The organism is Bacillus stratosphericus (genome assembly GCF_020524495.1).
Classification (GTDB): domain Bacteria; phylum Bacillota; class Bacilli; order Bacillales; family Bacillaceae; genus Bacillus; species Bacillus stratosphericus_B.
The window spans coordinates 41109-64152 of record NZ_JAIVLB010000019.1 but is presented as its reverse complement, the minus strand read 5'-3'; the positions used below and the strand labels follow the sequence as shown (position 1 = coordinate 64152).

Below are 23044 nucleotides of genomic sequence, written 5' to 3'. Positions count from 1 at the left end.
TGGAACCCAAAGAATAAAACAGCAGCAATAAAAGAAATCAAAAAGGATTTTGATATGAAGAATCTTTTCAAATTCTCACCACCTTTCTAATGAAAACCTGGTACTTACGTTTATTTTACGGTCCCAATAAATGATAACCAAGAAATATAAATATAAAAAAACTGAAAGTGGTTATGAAATTTAAGAACGTGAAAAGATATTTTTTACTCATTATGCTCAATGCAATCCCAACAGGACCAATCACAAAATTTAACAGCCATAGAATACTACTTTGCCCAAAGAAAGCATTAGGCACCCACAATAAAAGCCCAATAATAAAACAAAGAAGTGAAACACTCTTTAAAACTTTTGTATTCAAATTATCACTCTTTCAAAAATATTATTTTAAAAACAACCGTTCTTTTTGCGTTGTTACTATCTAACATAAGATGCAAAAACAACACAATATTTTATGTAGTCTATGTAATGATCGGGGTGATGCGGTCAAACGGTTTCAGATGATGCCTTGTCTTGTTGCTGACGGCATTAAGGGACCAGACAAAACTTAAAGCTCGTTAATGTCACAAAAACGTTTTTGAGATATTTTAAATTCTTTTATGACACAATATAAACCCCCGAAATGGGGGTTTATTTCAAATAAAACTGAATATAACGTATATCGCAACTTCAGCTACAAGGAAATAGATCATGTACCTTGCATATCTATATACATCATCGTCGTGAGCAGTTTTCTTACTAATGAATGTCCATGCAAATAAACCTAAAACGGTTAACAATAAAATGACTTTAACTATTAATAATGGAGACATTTTACCACTTGCCTCGACATTTCCATCCATAGTATCCTAACTCTATTGCAAGAGATGCTGCATTAACTTTCATCCCAGATTTAACTAGGGTGTTAAAAATTAACTTTGCAGCTAAATCATATTGCTTAGTTTTGATATATGTAAAGATGGCACCATTCAAAAATTGACGCGCTATATTACCATAACTGCCAATCATTTTGTTTACAACACATTTACCAAAAGTCGTTGCACTAGCAACCTGAAACCCAGACTTCTGAAAAGAGGAGTCCAACGCAATCAACTCTTTCAATTTCAAAGCAGCAGAGTCACCCGCCAGAACTTTTGCATCAAACAGTTCATTGTTTTTAATAACATATCCTTCATCAGTTAGTTCCCCAACTTCTTCGAAGTAAAACTTTAATACTTCCTCAATTTCCTTTTCTGAATAATTACCATAATCGGAATAGCTTATCACCTGGGAATTCGGAAATTCACTTGCGTGTGATATTTGAGGTGCAACAAAGGTTACTAATAAGACAGCTGTTAGCAATAGGATAAATGGTTTGCAGAATCTTTTAGCCATTGTCTCCACTTTTATCTCTCCCTTATACTGTATTTGCTATAGTATAGATTACCATAAAATGTTTAATAACACCTCTTAATATTGAAAAATAGTAAAAAAGATACAGTTTATTAAGGTGATTATTTGCTTCAGACCTAGTGATTGTAATGTATGAGTGTTTCTTATTTACGTGTTTTGTAGCTGAAACAGGCACTTAAGCTGTAAAATACGGCCCTTATGATTAAATCAAAATCTCCATTCTCTTTTTTCTTTATCCCATGCTAATTCATTTCTTGTGATAAGGTTTTTAACAGCCTTACGGATCGCCAGTTCATCTTTACCTGTTTTCCTTTTCAGGTCATCCATTGTAGGGTTATTTCTTAATCTGCTCATATTATAGATGATCCGATATAATTTTCTTTCAAGGTCAGTCATACGGCACCTCCTGAACGGAATGTATGTTCGATTATAAATGTAAATAAAAAACCCTTCAAGTAGAAGGGTCATCTTAAAGAAGATACTTTATCGGTTATTATCATATGTTCTCCTGAACGTTCATATGAGAATTTAGCTAATGTTTCATCTTCATCTATATAAGGAACTTTCCAAAATACTGCGATTTGGTTAATTGTATTATTTTCTGTTCCAATTTTTGCAGCTAAATCACCACTAAACATTTCCACCATATTATAAGAAGTTTGGAGCAGAATTTTTAAAATCAAACGACAGGTAAATTAATGAAGATATAAGTACGGACCAAGATAACAAACTAATCTCTTCTTCATCTGCTGTTTCTGACTCGTATGTTTCTTCGGAATCTGTTTCATTGTGTTTTGTCAGCAAGCCACTTTCAAATTTAGAACTTAGTCGATCATCTTCAAATAATAAGTCTGCCGAGGCATCAGCATCAATTCCTTTTTCCCCTTCGTATTCCCAAATGAAAATAATTATCTTCTTTTATTTCTTCTGATCTAGCAGAACCACCGATAAGTTCTTTCACTTCATGTGGTGTCATACCTTCTTTAATTTCCCTGTATGTTTCTGGTGTTATAGCGACCGTTTCCGAGTAGCTTTTCTTACCAATGTTATTATACACAAAAGATAGAGATAGAAGGATCAGAAGGCTTGTAATAGTTAGACCAATTCCAAACTTCCTTACTTTTGGAAAAAGGCACAAAACAAGTCTCATATAAACCCTCCAACCTAAACAATATTAGAATAATAATTATCTAACATTTTAATCATTTGTTAAAAAGATCCTTGCAAGGCAAAGGCTCTTTATGAGATTTCTATATTCTTTTGAAGTTATCCACCAACTTTAATGGCCCTCTCACGATTTCCACCCGGACGAATATCTTTCATGTAATCACCCCTTTTCTTCATTATAAAGAAGTATTGGTTTTAAACAACATTTTGGCAACATTTTGGCAACAAAAACATAAAATTATCGTTTTAAATGTTCTGACATTGCATACACAAAAAGCTTATTATATACAGCATTGTACCATTTTTAGAACCATAGTAAGTGCATATAATAGACTCCCACCGTCTCCATATGATCTCAAAAAGTGTCAAAACCCATGATAGATAAGGGTTTTGACACTTTTTTAATACATGAAATTTTATATATTTACAATGCAGCTTGAATCATTGAAAAAAATAAGGTGCTGTCAGAGGAAATTCAGCATATCTTTGCCTTTTCCAGTGGAGATATGCTTTAATTTAATGAAAGACAAGTTTGATAGAAAAAAGGTGATTAGATGACAGAACATGAAGAAAGACATATCGCTTCGCCTAGAGCCGAGAAGGAAAAAGATCAATTAATCAATCGCTTGAAACGAGTGGAAGGACAAGTTCGAGGGATACAGCAAATGATTGAAAACGATCGTTACTGTATAGATGTCGTCAATCAAATTTCTGCTGTTAATGCGGCTTTAAAAAAGGTCAGTCTTCAATTAATGGAAAAGCATACACACCACTGCGTGGCGGATGCCATTAAGAACGGCAATGGGGATGAAGCCATTGAAGAGTTAATGAACGTCTTCACAAAACTGACAAAATCATAGCACGGAACGCATCATTTATGTTACAATGATACCCTACTGGGGTATAGTAAAATATAGAAAATGATTGATGGAGGCGATGAGAAGTGAAACAAGCAACACTTCAAGTGCAGGGCATGTCTTGCGGACATTGCGTGAAAGCAGTCGAAGGAAATGTGGGAGAATTAGCAGGTGTTGAGTCTGTGAAAGTCCATTTAGACAAGGGGCAGGTGGAGGTTTCTTTTCATCCTGATCAAGTCACGTTACACCGTATCTCTGATGTGATTGAAGAACAGGGATATGATGTCGTATAAATGAACATACGTGCTGCTTGCGCCAGCGTGTTATTTTTTTCAAAAAAGGTACCCCCATGGAGTATGTGGAGAGGTGAGAAAAATGAAAAAAGAAATCCACTTTCAAATTACAGGAATGACCTGTGCGGCTTGTGCAAACCGAATCGAAAAAAAAATCAACCGTATGGACGGTGTCGATCATGGGTCTGTGAACTTTGCGCTTGAGACACTTCAGGTCATGTACCATCCCGGTCAAACGTCTACAAGTGACATCAAAGATGCCGTTCAATCCATTGGGTATTCATTAATTGAACCAGCAGAAGAACTAGCAGAGGTAGGGAAAAAAGATCATCGCCAAGCAACGATTGAGAAGCAAATGGCACGCTTTTTGTTCTCCATGATTTTGTCACTGCCTCTCCTTTGGGCAATGGTCAGCCATTTTTCTTTCACATCTTTTATTTGGCTGCCAGAAGCATTCATGAATCCTTGGGTTCAGCTTGCATTAGCGGCGCCGGTTCAGTTCATTGTCGGCTGGCCCTTTTATGAAGGTGCTTATAAAGCATTAAAAAATAAAAGTGCCAATATGGATGTCCTTGTGGCACTTGGAACATCTGCCGCCTTTTTCTATAGTTTATATGAAAGCATTCAGTCAGCTTTTCAAGGCACACATGAGGCGGCTCTCTATTATGAAACAAGTGCTGTGCTCATTACGTTGATTGTGCTCGGAAAATTAATGGAAGCAAGAGCAAAAGGGAGATCATCAGAAGCGATTCAAAAACTGATGGGCTTACAAGCGAAAGAAGCTGTCATCGAGAGAGATTGGAAAGAGATGACCGTTCCTATTTCTGATGTGAAAGTAAATGATCTTGTGTTTGTAAAACCGGGTGAGAAAGTGCCGGTAGATGGAGAAATCATCGAGGGAACAACAGCGATAGACGAATCCATGATTACAGGAGAAAGTCTGCCAGTTGATAAAATCGCAGGAGATACGGTCATCGGGTCAACCATCAATAAAAATGGGTTTATCAAAGTGAAAGCAACAAAAGTAGGGAAAGAGACGGCCCTTTCACAAATCATCCGAGTGGTAGAACAAGCACAAGGCTCAAAAGCACCGATTCAAAGAATGGCAGATCAAATTTCAGGGATTTTTGTTCCCATTGTTGTAGGTATCGCTGTACTGACCTTTCTCATATGGTTTTTCTTTGTAGATCCAGGAAGTGTGACGTCAGCACTTGAGACTTTTATAGCGGTGATAGTCATTGCATGTCCTTGTGCACTCGGTCTTGCTACACCGACCTCTATTATGGCTGGCAGCGGCCGCGCGGCTGAATCAGGCATTCTGTTTAAAGGTGGAGAGCATTTAGAAGTGACCCAATCACTGGACACTGTGGTTTTAGATAAAACAGGGACTGTGACAAAAGGTGAACCAAGTCTCACAGATGTGGTGGTATTTGGAATTTGGACGGAGGACACACTGCTTCAGCTAGTGGGATCGGCAGAACAGCAGTCAGAGCATCCACTTGCTCGAGCGATTACGGAGGGAATGAAGCAGCGAGGTCTTGAAGCGGTCAATGTAGAAGCCTTCCAAGCAGATCCTGGTCATGGAATTGAAGCAAAGGCCGCTGGTCATCAGCTCTTGATTGGAACACGGAAGCTGTTAAAGAAACACCACATCCGATACGATGAAGTAGAAGCATCCATTAATAAGCTAGAGGAACAAGGGAAAACGGCGATGCTCATTGCCATTGACGGCGATGCAGCCGGTATTGTGGCGGTTGCAGATACGATTAAATCATCGTCCTCTCAAGCGATCGCCCGGCTGAAACATCAAGGAATTCACGTCGTGATGATGACAGGGGATAATAAGCGCACAGCAGAGGCGATTGCGAGACAGGCGAGCATTGAGCATGTCATCGCTGAGGTTCTTCCTGAGGACAAGGCTGCTCACATTGCGGATCTTCAGGAACAAGGAAGGAAAGTCGCAATGGTCGGAGACGGCATCAATGATGCACCTTCCCTTGCGACAGCGAATATTGGAATGGCGATTGGAACAGGTACAGACGTTGCCATGGAAGCGGCAAATATTACGCTCATGACAGGAGATCTTCATGCCATTGCAGATGCGCTTGAGTTTAGCAAGAAAACGATGAGAAACATCAAGCAAAATCTATTTTGGGCGCTTGCTTACAACTGTATTGGAATACCAGTAGCAGCATTTGGATTACTTGTGCCATGGCTTGCAGGAGTGGCAATGGCCTTTAGCTCCGTGTCGGTTGTGCTGAATTCACTCAGATTACAGCGGTTGAAACCTGTCAGAGAGGGAGTGGCAGAATGAAGTTCTCTTTTAGGGTTTGGTAGAAGTTCGTCATACATCTTTGCATTGAGCGGCTGTAATTCTGGTTCAGTTAACGATTTCATCGTAAAAGCCTGCCAAACCTCCATTTCAAACCTTCGTTCTTCATCAAGCGGAAGGACTTGCTCCAATAAAGTAAGGACATTTTCTTCAGTTGAGCCGTTTAATGGAAGCCTTGTCATTCGTTCTTTGATTCTGTCCTGAATCAGATTCATAGAGAAAAGAAATAGCTCCTGCTGTGTGGAAAAATAATGACGCATGGAACCGGTTTACTCTTTGTGCTTACCTTTCTCATCCAAGCACCAGAGCGAACAGAATCATTGATGCAGCTTGCATATGTGTGGGGGATGGTCTTAATCATTGATTTCCTCATTAGCATCAGCTATGTCACCTGGCCAAAAAAACACCCGCAAAATATGGCAGGCTAACAAAAAAGACAGACGGACTCACTCCGCCTGTCTTTTTTTATGAGGACAGTCCTTTGTAAATGGTGTCAATATTCCATTTCATCATTTTATAGTAGCTGTCTCCATCTTCCCCTTTCTTTCCAATGGAGTCAGTGAAGACTTTCCCTTTAATCGGAACCCCGGTTTCCTCAGAAAGGCTTTCCAGACTGCGTTTATCTACACTTGTTTCAAGAAATAGAGCAGGAACGCGATGATCTTTCACAAAATGAATGATGCGTTTCATTTGACCAGGTGTTCCTTCATTTTCTGTATTGATCTCCCAAATGTAGCCCGCTTTCAGTCCATATGCAGCTGCAAAATACTTAAAGGCCCCCTCACTTGTGACAAGCAGCTTTCTGTCATTTGGAAGCTGATTAAACTTGTCTTTTGCTTCATCATGAAGAGCCTGAAGCTTCTTGATATAAGCATCTGCATTTTTTTCATAATCCTCTTTATGCTCGGGGTCTGCTTCAATGAGCGCATCCCGGGTATTTTGGGCATAAAGAATGCCGTTCTCGACATTCAACCAAGCATGAGGATCCTGCTGACTTTCCAGCCCTTTTGAAGATAAATGCTTCACTTTGACGCCCTTGCTTAGTTCCGCTACCGGTGCATCATTCCCGTCCTTGCCGCTCGATTCAAGCAGCTTTTGAAACCAGCCGTTCCCTGTTTCAAGGTTTAAGCCATTATATAGAACAAGGTCTGCATCCGTCGTATGCTGAACATCCTTTGGCAGTGGGTCAAATTCGTGTGGATCTGTACCAATTGGAACAATGCTGTGAATAGAGACATGCTGTCCCCCTACTTCTTTCACAATGTCATAAAGAATGGAGTAGGTCGTGACAACTTTTAATTTGCCATCATCTTTGGCGAAATTATTATGTTGATTAGAACAACCTACGATGACCATAAAGGCAATGAATACTGCGATCAAACGGATTGCAAATAACTTCTTCATATATATCCTCCTTTTACATAGATGTTTCTTTTTTTAATTGTTTTCGTTTTCGTTTTGATTTTAATGATCTCCACAAAATACCTTGCTTCGGTGAAAAAATAAAGGCACTGCCGAATAACATGGTTGCGACCAAAACGATGGAAGCACCAGAAGACAGGTTATACGTAAAACTAAGCCCGAGTCCCACGACAGCAGAAACGACACCGAAAAAAGCAGATAAATAAATCATGATCCATAACCTGTCAGTCAAGAGATAAGCGGTGGCTGCCGGCGTAATAAGCATCGCAACGACAAGAATAATGCCGACGGTTTGCAGGGATGCAACGGTGACAAGGGTGAGTAATGTCATGAGAAAATAATGGATCATTCGGTTCGGTAAACCGTAAACAGAAGAGATCACCGGGTCAAATGAACTAATGAGCAGTTCTTTGTAGAAAATGATGACCGCCAGCAAAATAAAAATGCCGATCCCAAGCGTAATCCACATATCAGATGAACGAACAGCTAGTACATTTCCAAACAAGATATGATATAAATCGCTTGAACTTTTCAAAAATGTAATCAAAATGATTCCGATTGAAAAAAAGGCAGTGAATACAATGCCGATGGCAGAATCATTTTTAATGCGGCTGTTTTGACTGACATATCCAATGCCAATCGCTGTTAACACCCCAGTTAAGACGGCCCCAAAAAAAAAGTTAATCCCAAGCATATAAGAGATGGCCACACCAGGCAGCACCGCATGTGAAATGGCATCTCCCATCAAAGCCATGCCCCGTAAAATGATAAAACAGCCAATGACGCCGCATATAATGCCCACCATGACGGATGTAAATAACGCTTTTTGTAAAAACGCATATTCAAAGAGTCCGGTTAAGAATTCCATTACACGTCTCCTCCTGCTGATTTTAAGAATGGTAGCTGCGTTTCATATGCCTTCAGTATCACCTCTGGACGAAGGATATCCTGTACGAGTCCAGCTTTGATCAGTTTTTTATTTAAAAGAACGAGATGGCTGAAGTAATCATCGGCCTTACTTAAATCATGGTGGACGACAAGAATGGTTTTTCCTTCATGTCGTAATTCCTTTAAAATGCGAATCATCGTTTCTTCACTTGCCATATCAATCCCGACAAATGGTTCATCCAAACAAAAGAGCTGGGCGTTTTGAGCAAGTGCTCTAGCAAGAAAGACACGCTGCTGCTGGCCGCCGGATAATTCCCCAATCTGTCTTTTCGCAAAGTCCTGCATCCCGACTTTTTCTAAGCAATGGTATGCATAGGCCCGGTCTTCTTTTTTAGGTCGTTTCATGAGTCCAAGTTTCGGATATGTTCCAAGTAGAACGGTATCCAGCACATGGATAGGAAATGTCCAATCTAGATCATTTCTCTGCGGTACATATGCGATCTGTTTTCTGACTTGTTTAAAGGGCTGATCAAAAAAGTGAACATCCCCTTGATCTTTTTCAATTAAATCCAAGCATGCCTTCAATAAAGTCGATTTACCGCCACCGTTCGGACCAATGATTCCTGTCATCGTCCCTTCCTGTATAGAATGAGAGACGTTTTCTAATGCATCCTCTCCGTGATATGAGACATAAAGTCGGTCGATTGTTAAAGCATTTGACATCTCTTGCGGCTCCTTTCAATCATCATTGCGTTTTTTAAAATATATACACTCACTAAATATTTTTGATTTAGGTTAAAATGATTCTTTAAGACTAATTTGTTTCCTTAGGGAAACTTTCGACTTATTATAAACGTATGTCTTTCCTTTGTAAAGAGATATGCTGTATATTTTTCGTCAGAGGTCAAACGATTGTTTTTATGTTATGAAAGGGACATGAGCATCTTTTATTGAAAATCAAAGTGACAGCATTGGCCAAAAAACAAATCATTTGTTCATAAATGATTGACAGTTGATCAGAACGCCTCATATAATAAGGATAGTTCAATATATGAATATATGCTCATATATAACATATAAAGCCGCTAATAGTTTTGTTTGAATCAGGGAAAGTTATTTATATAGAAAAAGGTGAGAGCATGAAAAAAACAAAGGATGAATACGTATTAAACGGTCTTGATTGTGGAAACTGTGCGCGTAAAATCGAAACAGGTGTCAACAAAATAGATGGAGTTGAGGAATGTTCTATTAATTTTGCGACAGGCACGTTAACTGTAACTCATGCAGATGCACAAGAGGCCATGTCAAAACGTATTAAAAAAACCGTTCAGTTCATTGAACCTCATGTGAGTGTGTCACCAAAAGAAGAAGGGCATCACCACGATCATGGGGCAAAGAATTTAAAAACAATTGTACTGAAATTAATTGGCGGTGCTGTGATTGGAACAGCTGCTTATTTTATACATGAAGATAGCTGGCTGAAATTTGTCATGTTTTTTGCAGCGTATATACTCGTCGGCGGTGATGTCGTCTTTAAAGCACTGAAAAATATCGTGCGAGGTCAAGTATTTGATGAAAACTTCTTAATGACCATTGCAACTGTTGGTGCTTTTCTCATTCGGCAATATCCAGAGGCACTGGCTGTCATGGTGTTTTATCAAATTGGAGAGCTCTTCCAAGGTGCGGCAGTGAATCGTTCAAGACGGTCTATTAGTGAATTAATGAATATCCGCCCTGAATATGCGAATCTCAAAATAGGGCATGAAACAAAAAAAGTGAAGCCGGAAGAAGTAAAAGCTGGTGATCGTATCGTCGTAAAACCAGGTGAAAAAATTCCACTAGATGGATTCGTGATGGAAGGCTTTTCACTTGTGGATACCTCTGCATTAACAGGGGAATCTGTTCCTCGAGATGTAGAAGCAGGAAAAGAAGTTCTTGCTGGATTTGTGAATCAAAACGGCATTCTTGAAATAGAAGTACAAAAAGAGCTAAGCGAATCGGCTGTGACGAAGATTTTAGATTTAGTTGAGAATGCCAGCAGTCGAAAAGCACAAACAGAAAACTTTATTACAAAGTTTGCGAAATATTATACACCTGCTGTCGTCGTGCTTGCACTATTGCTTGCCTTTGTGCCGCCGCTTTTGATACCATCAGCACAATTGTCTGACTGGGTTTACCGGGCGCTTGTCTTTCTCGTGATCTCTTGTCCTTGTGCACTTGTCGTCTCCATTCCATTAGGATTCTTCGGGGGAATCGGGGCAGCATCTAAACGAGGCATCCTTGTGAAAGGCAGCAACTACCTAGAAGCACTGAACTCTGTATGCTATGCTGTCTTTGATAAAACAGGCACACTCACAAAAGGGAACTTTACGGTCACCAATATCGTGACAACCCATGACAAGTGGTCGGAAGAGGAGCTGCTTTCTTTTGCGGCTCTAGCAGAAGCGCATTCCTCGCACCCTATTGCAGAATCGATTAAAGCGGCTTACGGTTCGCCGCTAGATGAGCGCCATATCAAAGCGTATGAGGATATTGCGGGACATGGAATTAAAGCGACGATTAGCGGTGTACATGTATTAGCGGGAAATCATCGCCTGATGGAACGAGAGGGCATTGCGTATGAAAAAGAAAAAAGAAGTGGAACTGTTGTGTATATGGCAGTAGACGGTGAGTTTGCCGGATATATCCTGATTGCAGATGAATTAAAGGATGATGCCATCAAGGCAGTTTCTGCTTTAAAAGCATCTGGAATTAAAACCGTGATGCTCACTGGTGATGCCAAACAAGTAGGGACTGCTGTCGCAAAGCAAATTGGCATGAACGAGGTTTACACTGAATTATTGCCACAGGATAAAGTGATGAAAATAGAAGACATTGATCAGCAAAAAGCACCTCAAGAAAAATTATTATTTGTGGGGGATGGCATTAACGATACCCCAGTATTAGCAAGAGCAGATATAGGCATTGCGATGGGCGGACTTGGTTCAGATGCGGCAGTGGAAGCCGCTGATATCGTGATTATGACGGACCAGCCATCAAAGGTAGCAGAAGCCATCACTGTCGCTAAAAGAACGAAAGCTATTGTTTGGCAAAACATCGTGTTTGCTCTTGGTGTCAAAGGGATTTTCCTATTACTAGGGGCTTTCGGTATTGCGACCATGTGGGAAGCGGTCTTTTCTGATGTTGGTGTAACGGTACTCGCTGTTTTAAATGCGATGAGGGTCATGAAATAAAATTGTAAGGAAAAATTCACGATAGCGTCTTTTATAATAGCCTCTCTCTTGTTAAAATAGAAGAAGTTGGATGATGGCATCTTCCTAAGCTATTATCCTCTTTTTTACTTTTAAGGAATGAATGAAAAAGATAAGGTAGGTGCTTTTGTGAGTAAAAAAAATCAATCTTCATCCATCAAGTTTGCCGTCATTTTAACCATCATTGCAGCTCTTCTCATTGGTATTTTCGTTGTGATTGGCAACAACAACAGCCAAGAAGCACAAACAGTTGACAGCAAGCCTTCCATTAAAGGACAACCTGTCATGGGAGATAAAAAGGCAGCGGTGCAAATCGTCGAGTTTGGGGACTATAAGTGTCCAACATGTAAATCATTTGAAAGAGACATTGTCCCAAAGCTGAAAGCAGACTACATAGATAAAGGCGATGCCTCATTTTCATTTATTAACTTGCCACTGCCTGTTCATGGAGACGGTGCGGTGTTAGCAGCACTCGCTTCTGAAGAGGTGTGGAAAGAAGACCCAAAAAACTTCTGGGCATTTCATGCAGCTGTCTATGATGCACAGCCAAATAGTGATGCGGAATGGGTAACGCCTGCTAAGCTCACTGAATTAGCGAAAAAGACAACAAAAATCAATACGGACAAGCTAAAAGAAAACTTGTCAAAGAAAACGTATCAATCTCAGTTGAACACGGATGATCAATTGGTCAATCAGTTCAAAGTGAACGCAACACCAACTGTTTTCATTAACAATAAACAAGTACAAAACTTTTATGACTATGACGAAATTAAAGAATTAATCGATCAAGAGCTTAAAGGAAAAAAATCATGAAGAATAAGCTTGTTTACTTATACAGCGCATGGATCGTTTCCATCGTTGCTACAATGAGCAGCCTGTATTTAAGTGAAGTGAAAAAGTTTATCCCATGCGACCTATGCTGGTTTCAGCGCATTTTCATGTATCCCCTTGTGCTTTTACTTGGAATTGCTACATTCCGTGGCGATGTCAAAGTGAAATATTACGTTCTTCCTTTAACCATGATTGGTGCTTGTTTTTCTATCTATCATTATATGGAACAAAAGATACCGGGCTTTGCATCCATTCGCCCTTGTCTGAGCGGAATTCCTTGTTCCTTTGATTATTTGAATTGGTTTGGTTTTATCACCATTCCATTATTAGCACTTATTGCATTTATTCTTATCATCATCAGTATGCTATTATTAAATGCAAAAGAAGATTAACAAGCCTGCTTGAAAAGTAGGCTATTTTTTATTTTCGCAAAAAGATAAAATTCAAAGAAAATTTGTATTGCTTTTCGCCTGTGTCAGATATACATTAAGGGTGGAGTGCTAGATGATCAGACAATGGTAAGGAGATAAGCGGAAAATGGCATGGGAAGTCTTAAGTATCATTGGCATTGTCGCATTCGCCATTAGTGGCGCTATTGTGGCAATGGAGGAAGAGTACGATATTCTTGGTGTGTACATTTTGGGAATTGTAACGGCATTTGGCGGGGGAGCGATTCGAAATATATTAATCGGTCTTCCAGTATCGGCTTTATGGTCACAGGGGAAGATGTTTACCATTGCCCTTGTGTCGATTACAATTGTGTTTCTTTTTCCAAAGCTCTTGCTAAAGCATTGGAGCACATGGGGAAATTTCTCAGATGCGATTGGCTTAGCAGCCTTTGCAATTCAAGGAGCCTTATTTGCTGTGCAAAGAGAGCTTCCGCTAAGTGCGGTCATTGTGGCAGCCATTTTGACTGGGAGCGGTGGCGGAATTGTCCGTGATCTTTTGGCAGGGCGCAAACCACTCGTTCTAAAAGCGGAGATTTATGCAGTATGGGCAGCACTTGGCGGTTTATTCGTTGGGCTTGGATTAGCTCAAGGGGAGATGAGCCTGTATCTTTTATTTCTCATTCTTGTCACGTGCCGAGTGTGCTCTTATCTATTCAAATGGCAGCTTCCTGCTAGATCCTATTTTTTAAATAAAGGGTAAAAACAAAGAGGCGATATCGCTCTCTTTTTTTGCTGTTATTTTTTCAGCAAATGTTGGTATTTTCGTGTTGAATGAAAATCTTGTCATTTGGCTGAATTGAGATATTCAGTTTTTTTGGCGACCTCGGCTGAAGCTGGTGTTGACGCTGCTACTTGATACATACATTCTCTCTCCTAGACTTGAGGACAAAGCAGGTATGACAGGGGCGTTGCTTTTGGCAATCGAAGAGAAACGCCTATTAATAGAGTTTTAAAGCGTAACATGAGATAATGAAAAAGATAGAATTTTTGAAAAAAGGTGGTTGTTAAAAATGGTCAAAAGCTTGAATGATACCGTAACACTAAATAACGGAGTGGAAATGCCTTGGTTTGGTTTAGGTGTATTCAAAGTAGAGGACGGCAATCAAGTGGTAGATGCCGTGAAAGCAGCCATACGAAATGGATATCGCAGCATTGATACGGCTGCCGTTTATAAAAATGAGACAGGCGTAGGGAAAGCCATTAAAGAATCAGGCGTCAAAAGAGAAGAAATTTTTATTACATCTAAAGTATGGAACTCCGATCAAGGTTACGAAAAAGCACTAGCTGCATTTGACGCAAGCTTAAATCGATTGGGTCTTGATTACTTAGACCTCTATTTAATTCATTGGCCCGGACCCAATACTGATACATTTAAAGAAACTTGGCGTGCGCTTGAGAAACTGTATAAAGATGGAAAATTAAGAGCCATTGGCGTCAGTAACTTCTATGTTCAGCATTTAGAAGAGCTGTTAAAAGATGCTGAGGTTGTCCCAGCTGTGAACCAAGTGGAGTTTCATCCGAAACTGACACTTGCCGAATTACGTCAATACGCAAAAGAAAAAGGCATTCAAATTGAAGCATGGTCTCCACTTATGCAAGGGAAGCTGTTAGATCATGACGTATTGAAGGACATTGCTTCACGCTACAATAAATCTGTCGCACAAGTGATCTTGCGCTGGGATCTGCAAAGCGGCGTCGTCACAATTCCAAAATCAATCAATGAAGAACGCATTAAACAAAATGCAGACATTTTTGACTTCGAGCTTTCTCAAGAAGACATGGAAAAAATCAATGCATTAAATAATAATGAGCGCGTCGGCTCGAATCCAGAGACGATGACGGTTGGGTTTGAATCATAACAAAATAGAATGAACTTTAGAACACCTTTCGATAGGGCTTGAGTGATACACTTCTGGGATTATTGAAAGGTGTTTTTTGTTGCTATAAATCAAACGATTGTCAGTAAGTGTTAAAAAAAGTGTATAATTCTTAAAAATCATTGAAAATAGGTGGTGCAAAAACACAATTTGTGGTAATTTATCAATTGTAAAAAAAGGATGGAGAACTATTTACAAATCAAAGTAGCGCTGTTTTAATATTATAGATAATCTCAAAAAATACCAAGAGGGGTTTTGGAAATGATCCATGTAAAGGGACTCACAAAGTCATATCGACAGCAGAGATTTTAATATTCAAATTAAACATCAAAAGGTAAATTTCATCATGGGGAAGAATGGATGAGGTTTATCCTCTTGCATTTGGTTTATATGCAATTTATTTAACAACATATGACATCAAACATAAAACGATGAAAATGAAAGCGGTTCAATATCAGTGGAACGATGTTTTATTTTCAAAGCAACTGTCTCTGTATGTGATCATTCTATTCTTTATTCCTATTATCTGTTTCATTTCGTATATGGCTAGTCATCTATTTTATTCTGTCATATCACATAATATATCTGTTCAGTTGTTTACATATCAAGATCGTACTGAACATTCTATCCTGCTTCAATTGATGTTTGTTGTATGTATCAGCTGGTTATTTAGTACAATTGTTTTTTATTTAGGTAGTTTATGTCGAAGTTTTATATTATCTGTGGTTATCTATATGGTCTATTTTTTATTGATCCCTAACTTAGGTGTCTTTGATTTGAAAAATATGATCGCAAACTTAGCTTTGCATCTCTTTTCTTTTAAAGGAAACTATCAATTATTTGTACCTATTCCCATTAGTGTGACTGCAATTCTGATCTGCATTTCTTTGCTTATCATCTTGTTATCAATCCTGACTTATACTGTGGTAAAAAGGCAAAGTAAATATGTGGTATAAATCCCCCCTATTCTCACATAGGGGGATTTTTTATGTGCTGCTTCGGCGTACAGCCAGCAGCATAATAAATGACAGGATCACAATACAAATCGTCCAAGTCCATGCAAGCTCTATTCGTCCAGAATCAATGGCCACATAGATTGCCGTTGGGAGTGTTTGGGTTTTCCCTGGGATATTGCCGGCAAACATTAAGGTCGCCCCAAATTCTCCAAGGGCTCTCGCAAAGCTCAAGATCGCACCAGAAAGAAGGGAAGGTAAGGCGAGCGGCACGGTGATATAGGCAAAGACTTGGAATGAATGAGCACCGTCTACTTTTGCAGCACCCTCAATGTCTGACTCAATCGTCGAAAATCCAGCTTTTGCTGATTGATACATGAGCGGGAATGCCACAACCGTCGATGCAATGACCGCCGCCCACCATGTGAAGATGACAGGCTGATGGAAGATCCATTCAATGGCGCTTCCAATCACACTGTGTTTTCCGAACAGAACAAGCAATAAAAATCCTACGACCGTTGGCGGAAGGACAAGAGGCATCATGAGAAGCGTTTCAATGATCATTTTTCCCTTAAAAGATGTTCGCGCCATCCAAAAGCCAATGGATGTTCCAAAAAGAGTAGCCAATAGCCCGCTGACGACGGCAACTTGAACGGACAGCCATATTGGAGACAGAAATTCTTCGGTCAGCATCGGCATTACTTCACTTGAAAGCCGTACTTTTTAAAAATCGATGCGGCTGTATCTGATTGTAGGTATTGAAAAAATGTCTTGGCTTCCTCTAAGTGTTCCGTCTCTTTTACGAGTCCTACAGGATAAATGATGGGGGAATGCATGTCCGGATTTGCCTCATCCACAATCTTTACTTTTTTGGACACAAGGGCGTCAGTCTTATACACAACACCTGCTTTTACATTCCCTGTTTCTACGTAGCTTAGGACTTGACGTACATCCTTGCCATAGACAGCGTTCTTTTTTACTTGATCCCATATGTTCAGCTTCGTGAAAATCTCTTTTCCGTGTGTACCAGCAGGAACTGATTCAGGTGTACCAAGAGCGATTTTTCCTTTTAAATGCTGGACGTCGAGAAAGGTTTTGATAGAAGAAGAGTCTTCTTTTGGCACAATGAGGACAAGCTCATTTTGTATGACATCCTTTATATGATCCTGATCGATATCTCCGGATTGGACAAGTTCATCAAAAGGCTCTTCAGCCGCAGAAAAAAAGAGATCCACTTTTGCCCCTTGAGCGATTTGCTGCTTCAGTGCGCCTGATGATCCGAAATTATTCGTTAATGTTACGTTCGGATGTTGATCGTTGAAGGTGGATTCAATTTCTTTTAGTGCATCCTGCAGGCTTGCAGCCGCTGAAATCACCAACTCCGTCTTTTTGCTTGTATCTGATGACTCCATCTCAGTTTGACACCCAGTCAGGAGCAAACAGATCGTGACGAAAGCTAAGAATAGATACTTCATGTTCCCACCTCTTATCATTCAATATCATGTGTATTCCTTATTATAATCAAACTTATTTGACCATTCATAGGTTTTCAGTAAAAGAGAAGAGAAAAAGCCGCCAGATGGCAGCTTTAATGCTGATAAAAACGAAGTAAATTCCCATTGATCACTTTATCCGATAAGGACAGCTCTTTATTGGCTTTCTCAATATAAGGCTGACATACTTCCTCTTGTTCAACAGGTTCTTTCGTTTTTTGGTTATAGCAAGTGTTTTTTGTATAGAGATAATCATCAGTAATAAAATTCCCATTTCTCAGAACAGCGAAAGGCGTACGTTCGTTAGAAAATAAGTCATTTCCAAATTGAATGGCATCCTTGGACTCAATACCAAGCAAATGGAGGAGTGTCGGTTTCACATCCATTTGGCCGGCTGTTTCAGATATTTTCTGTGGTGCTTGATCCGTGATACCAGGAATGTAGATTAAAAATGGTACCCGCTGTAGTTTGACAGCATCAAACGGTGTGATTTCATCCTGCTCGAGCAGCTCGGCCATCGCCTCATGATGTGCCTCTGAAATGCCATAATGATCACCCATGAGGACAAACATTGTATTTTCATACAGTCCTTCTTCTTTCATGCGGTCAAAAAATGTCTTAATGGCTTCATCTTGATAACGGACGGTTGTCACATAGCGGTTTAAAATGGAGCTAGACGAATCATATTCATCGATAAACTGATCCTTTTGGTCAATTTCAAACGGAAAGTGATTGGTCAGGGTAATGAATGTGCTGTAATAAGGAGTCTTCAACTTTTTTAAATAATCAATGGATTGATCAAAAAAGTCGATATCCTTTAAGCCCCAGCCAGTCGAATTCTGTTCATTGACATCAAATGAATCGACATCATAAAAGCGGTCAATTCCAAGAGATTCATACATCACATCACGATTCCAAAACGTTTTGTTATTGGCATGAAATTGGACGGTTTGATAGTTCTCTGTTTTCAATTGCTTGTATAACGTGTCATATTCGTTGTCACTCGCTGTGAAAAAGACAGCGCCGCTGCTAGATGGATAGAGTGAATTTGCGACAATAAACTCTGAGTCCGACGTCTTTCCTTGCTCTGTCTGCTGATAAAACTCATCAAAGTAAAAGCTCTTCTTAGCGAGTTGATTTAAAAATGGTGTGATGTATTGTCCGTTTACCTTTTGGTCAATGACAAATTGCTGCGTTGATTCAAGTGAAATGAAAACGACGTTCTTGCCTTTAGCAAGTCCAAAGTAGTCTTCGTTTGGTGCACTGTAGTCAGCCTTTGTGTAGTTTTCCACTGTTGAAAGTGTATCTTCATCTGCGAAGGCTTTTTGCCCAATACGAGCCGTTTGAGCAGCACCATCATAAAGATGGAATTGAAAAAGACCAAGGTTTCGTACAAGGACTTCTCGATCATGAGAGCTTGTCAGAAATCGAGGGTGATCCAACACGGCTGCACTGACATGGAATATTAGGAAGCTACAGCAAACTGCATAATACGTTTTAATTGTCTTAAATGATGCTTTTGGTGATAACGGTTTACGCTTTAACAGCCAAGCCAGTACCACGAAATCAATGAGCATCAGGACAAAAAGCGGGTGGAACAATTCAGTCATACTACTGCCCATATCCCCCATATTCTTTGCCTGAAATAAGACTGGGATGGTAATAAAATCAATATAAAATCCGTAAAAGATCGTATTTGATATCAAAATTGCCGTCAAAATAAAATTTGTGGTGAATAAAAAAACCTTTTGTTTCGTTTCATTTAAAAAAAGAGCAATCCCAAACAAAGGGAGCAAAAAGCTAAGTGGATTCATCAAAAGCAGCCATTCGTGAAACAGATTCGCTGTTCGTATATGAAATCCGAATTGATAAATGATGTATGTTTTCATCCACATGAAGAGGATGGAGTACACTAAAAACCAGTGATTTTTGAAAAACGTTTTCATTTATGTAGCTCCTCATCATTCTTTATTCAGCCGCGTAAAACACTTATTTTAAACCTACTAAAAAAATGAGGAATGATCAATTCATATCCTTTCTTTTTTAAAAAACTCTTTTTCCTTCTCCTAGAACTGAAAGGGGATAGACATTCCGCAAATGACGGCGATGTAATAGCAGGTGACAATGGTGAGGGCAGCTAGTACGACTTGTTCACCTGTGCTGCCTGTTTTGACATAAAAGGGAAGACGGACTTTAATTGTAGCTGGAAATAAAAATTTAATACCGTTCACTGTTCCTGCATCAAGAATAAGGTGGCTCGCCATTCCAACAAGTAAACCGATGCTAAGACTGTCATTTGGTATGTATGTTGTCGCAATAAAATAAATGATCAGCAGAAATAATAAACTGTGCGTAAAGGTGCGATGACCGAAAACACTACTAATCAGTGTCGAAAGGAGTGGGAATTTCCTCCCGATTTTACTTTTCGTATGACAAAGATCTGGGATGAGGGCACCTGCTGATCCAGCAGCAGCCATAGCGACTGGGTCAAATCCGTAATAGTAGGCGGCGGCTGTTGAGGCTGCAATTCCGCCCATAATATGTGTTTTTCCTGTCATGATGCGTACTCCTGTTCTATCTTTGGTTCAAGTACTCACTATATCAAGGGTGAATTCATTCAGCAAGGCTTATTTCTAAAGAAAAAAGGAAAAAACAGTGACCTTTCTCCATTATTTGAAAAAAAAGAGAAAGACCTTTTATGATGAATGAGCTTAGCCCCTTGTATAATGATGAATGCTGTAGCACAAATTACACAGGCAAAGGCATTTTATGAGAAGGGGGGAAGTAGCGATGTCATTTTTTCAAAAGGATAAAAAGGCGAAAAGTGAGAAAAACCATCAGCAGGTAGACCAGCTGTTAGAAGAAGCCAGTAAAGAACTAGCAGGTGATCCGCTTCAGGAAGCTGTACAAAAGAAGAAAAACAACCATCAATAAGCAATCAAAGGGCAGAGAAAACGAGAAACGGTTCTCTGCTCTTTTTATGATTTTCCCTTTGACAGATGTAAGAATGTTTGATAACCTTCGTGTAGTAAAAAATGAATAGAAATCCTCACGCTATGTCTCAGTGAGGTAGAGGTTGCGCGGATGATGAGTCACTCATAGGAGAGATGGAATCAACGATCATGAGAAAAAAGGCATCAGCGCCGAAGTGTAGAGAGAGCTCCAACTTTCTTTATGCTGGGTCTGCATTGAATAAATGCAGGACTGCCACGTCTTTAAAGCGTGGAGGGCTATCCGGAGATCAAGGTGTATGTTTTGAAAAGCATGGACTTTTGTTCAGGCTTTTTTTATGTTCTGCGGGACAAAGAAAAGGGTATGCTGTTAACAAAAAAGTGACCCTATTGAACATAAAGAATGTAAGTCATTGCTTCACAGATATATCGATGAAGATACTGCCGGGTCTGGTCCAAAGTGAATAAAACGGAGGTGCGGAAATGGAACAGACAAAAAAATGGGGTTTTTGGTTATTGACGGCGTTTGTCGTCGGAAATATGGTAGGTTCAGGCATCTTTATGCTGCCAAGTACGCTTGCTCAGCATGCGAGTCCATTAGGTGTGACGATGGCATGGCTTGTCACAGGTGGCGGAGTGCTGATGATTGCACTTGTATTTGGGCATTTGTCCATTCATAAGCCGCATCTGAAGGCTGGACCACAAAGTTATGCAAGGGCGCTTTTTAAAGATCCGAAAAAAGGAAAAGCTGCCGGTTTTACAATGGTTTGGGGATATTGGGTGGCGAGCTGGATTAGTAATGTCGCTATTATTACAAGCCTTGCTGGTTATTTAACAACCTTTTTCCCTATTTTAACCGTAAAAACGGTGATCTTTACCTTTGGGAAAGAAGCGATCACACTTGGTCAGCTCACGACTTTTATCGTATGTACCATCCTTCTATGGGGAACTCATACTATTTTAATCACAAGCTTAAGTGTAGCAAGTAAATTAAACTTTATTACGACCTTTTCAAAGGTGTTTGGCTTCGTCCTTTTTATTGTAGGAGGCTTATTTGCCTTCCAAATGACATTATTTGAATATTATTACTTCCCGGTTGCATCAGGGGGCCAAGAGGTGCTCGGACTTGGGGGTCAAATACATCATGCGGCCATTTCTACACTATGGGCATTTATTGGAATCGAATCTGCTGTTATTTTATCAGGAAGAGCGTCCTCGCAGCGTGATGTCAAACGTGCGACGATTACAGGGCTTTTAATTGCACTATCCATCTACATGATTATCACACTGATTACAATGGGCGTGTTGCCACACGATCAATTACAAGGCTCAGACAAACCATTCGTAGACGTGCTTCAGTTGATTATTGGGCCAGCTGGTGGAATTGTCATGGCAATGCTTGCGATCATTTGTTTATTTGGGTCGATGCTTGGCTGGATCTTACTCGGTTCAGAAGTACCCTATCAAGCAGCAAAGGCTGGTGATTTCCCAGCAGTGTTTGCAAAAACAAACAAAAAGGGGAGCCCTGCCTTCGCCTTGACTGTCACAAATATTATGTCACAGCTGTTTATTTTCTCAGTGATGTCAAGAACAATTAATGAGGCTTTTACCTTTTTAACAACATCAGCAACACTTGCATATCTCATTCCGTATATCGTGTCATCGATCTACAGCTTTAAGATCATCATACAAGGCGACACGTATGATCTCCAAAAAGGAAATCGAACAAGAGACGGCATCATTGCACTTGTTGCTATTGGGTATTCTGCTTGGGTCATTATTTCAGGGACAGCTGATTTGAAAACATTCGGTCTCGGAATTGGCCTGTTCTTAGTTGGTATTTTGCTTTATCCATTCATGTCAAAAAGATTTGCTAAAGGAACAGAATAAAGAAGATGTGTTTCTCAAAAATTGGTGTGAAATGAATAAGTAAATGATTTTTCACGTTCATCCTTAACATAGTAGCCACTCTATGGGTCAGTTGTACTGACCTTGATTTCTTTTGTTTCTTCTTCGGTATATATACCGAGTTGTTTTACGAGATTCCTAGTAATACCATATTCTTTAGTTGATATTTTTTCGCTTTTATGGAGAAAAGAGGTACTTTTTTACTTTAGACAATGGTAATATACGGTTAGAGAACATATCTAGAAAGGAAAGGGATGCGTGGAAACAGCAAAAATATTGATTGCAGATGATGAAGAAGCAATTGTAAAAATGGTTGAACGCGTATTAAAAAAAGAAGGATTTCAGCATATTTATAAAGCCTACCATGCAAATGAAGCATTAGATGTGGTCAAAAACGAAGACATCCATCTCTTAATTTTAGATGTGATGATGCCCGGTAAGTCTGGCTTTGACGTTCTTCCTGAAATGAGAATATATACGAAAGCGCCCATTTTCTATTTAACTGCAAGAACGTCCGATGTAGATAAACTGACCGGCTTTGCACAAGGGGCAGACGATTACATCACAAAGCCATTTAATCCGTTAGAGCTAGTGGCCCGAATTAAGGCTCACTTAAACCGAACATATATCTCCTTACAGGAGGAGCAAGAAGAGGCTCACAACCAATATGAATATGCCCATTTCTCATATCATCCTCATGCAGCTGAATTGAAAGTGAGAGGAGAGGTGACGGCATGCTCTGCTCAACTTCTATCTTTGCTGAAGTACTTTTGTGATCATCCGAATGTGGTCCTTTCAAAAGATCAAATCTACGAGAAAGTATGGGGCGTCCCATCATATGGTGATAACAACACCGTCATGGTTCATATTCGAAAGCTGAGAGAAAAGATAGAATTAGATCCTAGTCAGCCTGAATACATTGTAACGATTCGTGGTATGGGATATAAATTTATTCCACATCCTGTGAAGGTTCTGAATTAATT

Annotated in this window: 22 protein-coding genes, 2 pseudogenes and 1 riboswitch; of the genes and pseudogenes, 12 read left to right on the top strand and 12 right to left on the bottom strand. The window is 39.7% G+C overall.

Translation table 11 applies throughout. From position 1 onward, the window contains the following. Positions 1-810: 810 nt before the first annotated feature. The 4 genes from LC033_RS09525 to LC033_RS09510 form a co-directional block, all read right to left on the bottom strand. A complete protein-coding gene (locus tag LC033_RS09525) occupies positions 811-1371 on the bottom strand; it encodes a hypothetical protein (RefSeq protein ID WP_226568026.1) in 561 nt (186 codons plus the stop codon). Positions 1372-1596: 225 nt separating this feature from the next. Further along, the gene (locus tag LC033_RS09520) at positions 1597-1785 is read right to left on the bottom strand and encodes a hypothetical protein (RefSeq protein ID WP_226568020.1); all 189 of its coding nucleotides are present in this window, start codon (positions 1783-1785) and stop codon (positions 1597-1599) included. 68 nt (positions 1786-1853) lie between these two features. Continuing rightward, complete coding sequence (locus LC033_RS09515; RefSeq protein ID WP_226568019.1) at positions 1854-2027, bottom strand: hypothetical protein; 174 nt, start codon at positions 2025-2027, stop codon at positions 1854-1856. A gap of 230 nt (positions 2028-2257) precedes the next feature. Continuing rightward, positions 2258-2539, bottom strand: a complete 282-nt coding sequence (locus LC033_RS09510) for a hypothetical protein (protein WP_226568018.1) — start codon at positions 2537-2539, stop codon at positions 2258-2260. Positions 2540-3110: 571 nt separating this feature from the next. On the opposite strand from LC033_RS09510, the gene LC033_RS09505 reads away from it, so the two are divergent. Together LC033_RS09505 and LC033_RS09495 are read left to right on the top strand one after the other, a co-directional pair. Beyond that, positions 3111-3416, top strand: coding sequence for a metal-sensing transcriptional repressor (locus tag LC033_RS09505; protein ID WP_226568017.1), 306 nt, complete (start codon positions 3111-3113; stop codon positions 3414-3416). Positions 3417-3529: 113 nt separating this feature from the next. Beyond that, a pseudogene (locus LC033_RS09495) lies at positions 3530-6020 on the top strand (heavy metal translocating P-type ATPase). Positions 6021-6064: 44 nt separating this feature from the next. Here LC033_RS09495 and LC033_RS17265 read toward each other — a convergent pair. Further along, a pseudogene (locus tag LC033_RS17265) lies at positions 6065-6127 on the bottom strand (TetR family transcriptional regulator); the annotation flags it as partial. A gap of 162 nt (positions 6128-6289) precedes the next feature. Here LC033_RS17265 and LC033_RS09485 point away from each other — a divergent pair. After that, positions 6290-6466: a hypothetical protein gene (locus tag LC033_RS09485; RefSeq protein WP_226568014.1), complete on the top strand. Its 177-nt coding sequence runs from the start codon at positions 6290-6292 to the stop codon at positions 6464-6466. Between the two features lie 37 nt (positions 6467-6503). Here the strand turns inward: LC033_RS09485 and LC033_RS09480 are convergent, their stop codons facing one another. The 3 genes from LC033_RS09480 to LC033_RS09470 are packed head-to-tail and all read right to left on the bottom strand — an operon-like array spanning position 6504 to position 9071. Then, entirely contained in the window at positions 6504-7442 is a 939-nt protein-coding gene (locus LC033_RS09480) for a metal ABC transporter substrate-binding protein (protein ID WP_226568013.1), read from the bottom strand. Between the two features lie 13 nt (positions 7443-7455). Beyond that, on the bottom strand, positions 7456-8328 hold the full coding sequence (locus LC033_RS09475) for a metal ABC transporter permease (protein ID WP_226568012.1): 873 nt from the start codon (positions 8326-8328) through the stop codon (positions 7456-7458). After that, positions 8328-9071 (bottom strand): metal ABC transporter ATP-binding protein, encoded by a 744-nt coding sequence (locus LC033_RS09470; RefSeq protein WP_226568011.1) that lies wholly within the window; start codon positions 9069-9071, stop codon positions 8328-8330. Before LC033_RS09470 ends, LC033_RS09475 begins: the two co-directional genes overlap by 1 nt. A gap of 416 nt (positions 9072-9487) precedes the next feature. On the opposite strand from LC033_RS09470, the gene LC033_RS09465 reads away from it, so the two are divergent. From LC033_RS09465 to LC033_RS09440, 6 genes are all read left to right on the top strand, one after another. Continuing rightward, entirely contained in the window at positions 9488-11581 is a 2094-nt protein-coding gene (locus LC033_RS09465; RefSeq protein WP_226568010.1) for a heavy metal translocating P-type ATPase, read from the top strand. Between the two features lie 147 nt (positions 11582-11728). Further along, the gene (locus LC033_RS09460) at positions 11729-12412 is read left to right on the top strand and encodes a DsbA family protein (protein WP_376776432.1); all 684 of its coding nucleotides are present in this window, start codon (positions 11729-11731) and stop codon (positions 12410-12412) included. Then, positions 12409-12822 (top strand): disulfide oxidoreductase, encoded by a 414-nt coding sequence (locus tag LC033_RS09455; protein ID WP_226568008.1) that lies wholly within the window; start codon positions 12409-12411, stop codon positions 12820-12822. The genes LC033_RS09460 and LC033_RS09455 overlap by 4 nt, the downstream gene beginning before the upstream one ends. Positions 12823-12967: 145 nt before the next feature. After that, positions 12968-13579 (top strand): trimeric intracellular cation channel family protein, encoded by a 612-nt coding sequence (locus tag LC033_RS09450; protein WP_226568007.1) that lies wholly within the window; start codon positions 12968-12970, stop codon positions 13577-13579. 310 nt (positions 13580-13889) lie between these two features. Beyond that, entirely contained in the window at positions 13890-14738 is an 849-nt protein-coding gene (pgoN, locus tag LC033_RS09445) for a glyoxal/methylglyoxal reductase (protein ID WP_226568006.1), read from the top strand. A gap of 374 nt (positions 14739-15112) precedes the next feature. Continuing rightward, positions 15113-15712, top strand: a complete 600-nt coding sequence (locus tag LC033_RS09440) for a hypothetical protein (RefSeq protein WP_226568005.1) — start codon at positions 15113-15115, stop codon at positions 15710-15712. Positions 15713-15742: 30 nt separating this feature from the next. Here the strand turns inward: LC033_RS09440 and modB are convergent, their stop codons facing one another. The 4 genes from modB to LC033_RS09420 all read right to left on the bottom strand — a co-directional run bounded on the left by modB (position 15743) and on the right by LC033_RS09420 (position 19760). After that, positions 15743-16408 carry a molybdate ABC transporter permease subunit gene (gene modB, locus LC033_RS09435; protein WP_226568004.1) on the bottom strand — a complete coding sequence of 222 codons (666 nt, stop codon included), beginning with the start codon at positions 16406-16408 and terminating at the stop codon, positions 15743-15745. Beyond that, complete coding sequence (gene modA, locus LC033_RS09430) at positions 16408-17184, bottom strand: molybdate ABC transporter substrate-binding protein (RefSeq protein ID WP_226568003.1); 777 nt, start codon at positions 17182-17184, stop codon at positions 16408-16410. The genes modB and modA overlap by 1 nt, the downstream gene beginning before the upstream one ends. Positions 17185-17297: 113 nt before the next feature. After that, complete coding sequence (locus LC033_RS09425) at positions 17298-19148, bottom strand: LTA synthase family protein (protein ID WP_226568002.1); 1851 nt, start codon at positions 19146-19148, stop codon at positions 17298-17300. Positions 19149-19268: 120 nt separating this feature from the next. Beyond that, the gene (locus LC033_RS09420) at positions 19269-19760 is read right to left on the bottom strand and encodes a metal-dependent hydrolase (protein ID WP_226568001.1); all 492 of its coding nucleotides are present in this window, start codon (positions 19758-19760) and stop codon (positions 19269-19271) included. A gap of 232 nt (positions 19761-19992) precedes the next feature. Here LC033_RS09420 and sspJ point away from each other — a divergent pair, with 232 nt between their 5' ends. The 3 genes from sspJ (at position 19993) to LC033_RS09405 (ending at position 23042) form a co-directional block, all read left to right on the top strand. Beyond that, entirely contained in the window at positions 19993-20136 is a 144-nt protein-coding gene (gene sspJ / locus LC033_RS09415; protein WP_226568000.1) for a small acid-soluble spore protein SspJ, read from the top strand. A 128-nt stretch (positions 20137-20264) separates the two neighbouring features. Beyond that, positions 20265-20443, top strand: a riboswitch (Lysine riboswitch). Positions 20444-20636: 193 nt separating this feature from the next. After that, positions 20637-22043 (top strand): amino acid permease, encoded by a 1407-nt coding sequence (locus LC033_RS09410; RefSeq protein ID WP_226567999.1) that lies wholly within the window; start codon positions 20637-20639, stop codon positions 22041-22043. A 276-nt stretch (positions 22044-22319) separates the two neighbouring features. Beyond that, a complete protein-coding gene (locus LC033_RS09405) occupies positions 22320-23042 on the top strand; it encodes a response regulator transcription factor (protein ID WP_226567998.1) in 723 nt (240 codons plus the stop codon). The last annotated feature ends 2 nt before the right edge of the window (positions 23043-23044 follow it).

Bases quoted from the DNA above. Each gene is read 5' to 3' on its own strand.
- LC033_RS09480 (WP_226568013.1), bottom strand. From the start codon at position 7,442: ATGAAGAAGTTATTTGCAATCCGTTTGATCGCAGTATTCATTGCCTTT.
- modB (WP_226568004.1), bottom strand. From the start codon at position 16,408: ATGCCGATGCTGACCGAAGAATTTCTGTCTCCAATATGGCTGTCCGTT.
- LC033_RS09410 (WP_226567999.1), top strand. From the start codon at position 20,637: ATGGAACAGACAAAAAAATGGGGTTTTTGGTTATTGACGGCGTTTGTC.
- LC033_RS09465 (WP_226568010.1), top strand. From the start codon at position 9,488: ATGAAAAAAACAAAGGATGAATACGTATTAAACGGTCTTGATTGTGGA.
- LC033_RS09450 (WP_226568007.1), top strand. From the start codon at position 12,968: ATGGCATGGGAAGTCTTAAGTATCATTGGCATTGTCGCATTCGCCATT.
- LC033_RS09420 (WP_226568001.1), bottom strand. From the start codon at position 19,760: ATGACAGGAAAAACACATATTATGGGCGGAATTGCAGCCTCAACAGCC.
- LC033_RS09440 (WP_226568005.1), top strand. From the start codon at position 15,113: ATGGATGAGGTTTATCCTCTTGCATTTGGTTTATATGCAATTTATTTA.
- sspJ (WP_226568000.1), top strand. From the start codon at position 19,993: ATGTCATTTTTTCAAAAGGATAAAAAGGCGAAAAGTGAGAAAAACCAT.
- LC033_RS09520 (WP_226568020.1), bottom strand. From the start codon at position 1,785: ATGACTGACCTTGAAAGAAAATTATATCGGATCATCTATAATATGAGC.
- LC033_RS09505 (WP_226568017.1), top strand. From the start codon at position 3,111: ATGACAGAACATGAAGAAAGACATATCGCTTCGCCTAGAGCCGAGAAG.
- LC033_RS09525 (WP_226568026.1), bottom strand. From the start codon at position 1,371: ATGGCTAAAAGATTCTGCAAACCATTTATCCTATTGCTAACAGCTGTC.
- LC033_RS09425 (WP_226568002.1), bottom strand. From the start codon at position 19,148: ATGAAAACGTTTTTCAAAAATCACTGGTTTTTAGTGTACTCCATCCTC.
- modA (WP_226568003.1), bottom strand. From the start codon at position 17,184: ATGAAGTATCTATTCTTAGCTTTCGTCACGATCTGTTTGCTCCTGACT.
- pgoN (WP_226568006.1), top strand. From the start codon at position 13,890: ATGGTCAAAAGCTTGAATGATACCGTAACACTAAATAACGGAGTGGAA.
- LC033_RS09470 (WP_226568011.1), bottom strand. From the start codon at position 9,071: ATGTCAAATGCTTTAACAATCGACCGACTTTATGTCTCATATCACGGA.
- LC033_RS09485 (WP_226568014.1), top strand. From the start codon at position 6,290: ATGACGCATGGAACCGGTTTACTCTTTGTGCTTACCTTTCTCATCCAA.
- LC033_RS09510 (WP_226568018.1), bottom strand. From the start codon at position 2,539: ATGAGACTTGTTTTGTGCCTTTTTCCAAAAGTAAGGAAGTTTGGAATT.
- LC033_RS09475 (WP_226568012.1), bottom strand. From the start codon at position 8,328: ATGGAATTCTTAACCGGACTCTTTGAATATGCGTTTTTACAAAAAGCG.
- LC033_RS09455 (WP_226568008.1), top strand. From the start codon at position 12,409: ATGAAGAATAAGCTTGTTTACTTATACAGCGCATGGATCGTTTCCATC.
- LC033_RS09515 (WP_226568019.1), bottom strand. From the start codon at position 2,027: ATGTTTAGTGGTGATTTAGCTGCAAAAATTGGAACAGAAAATAATACA.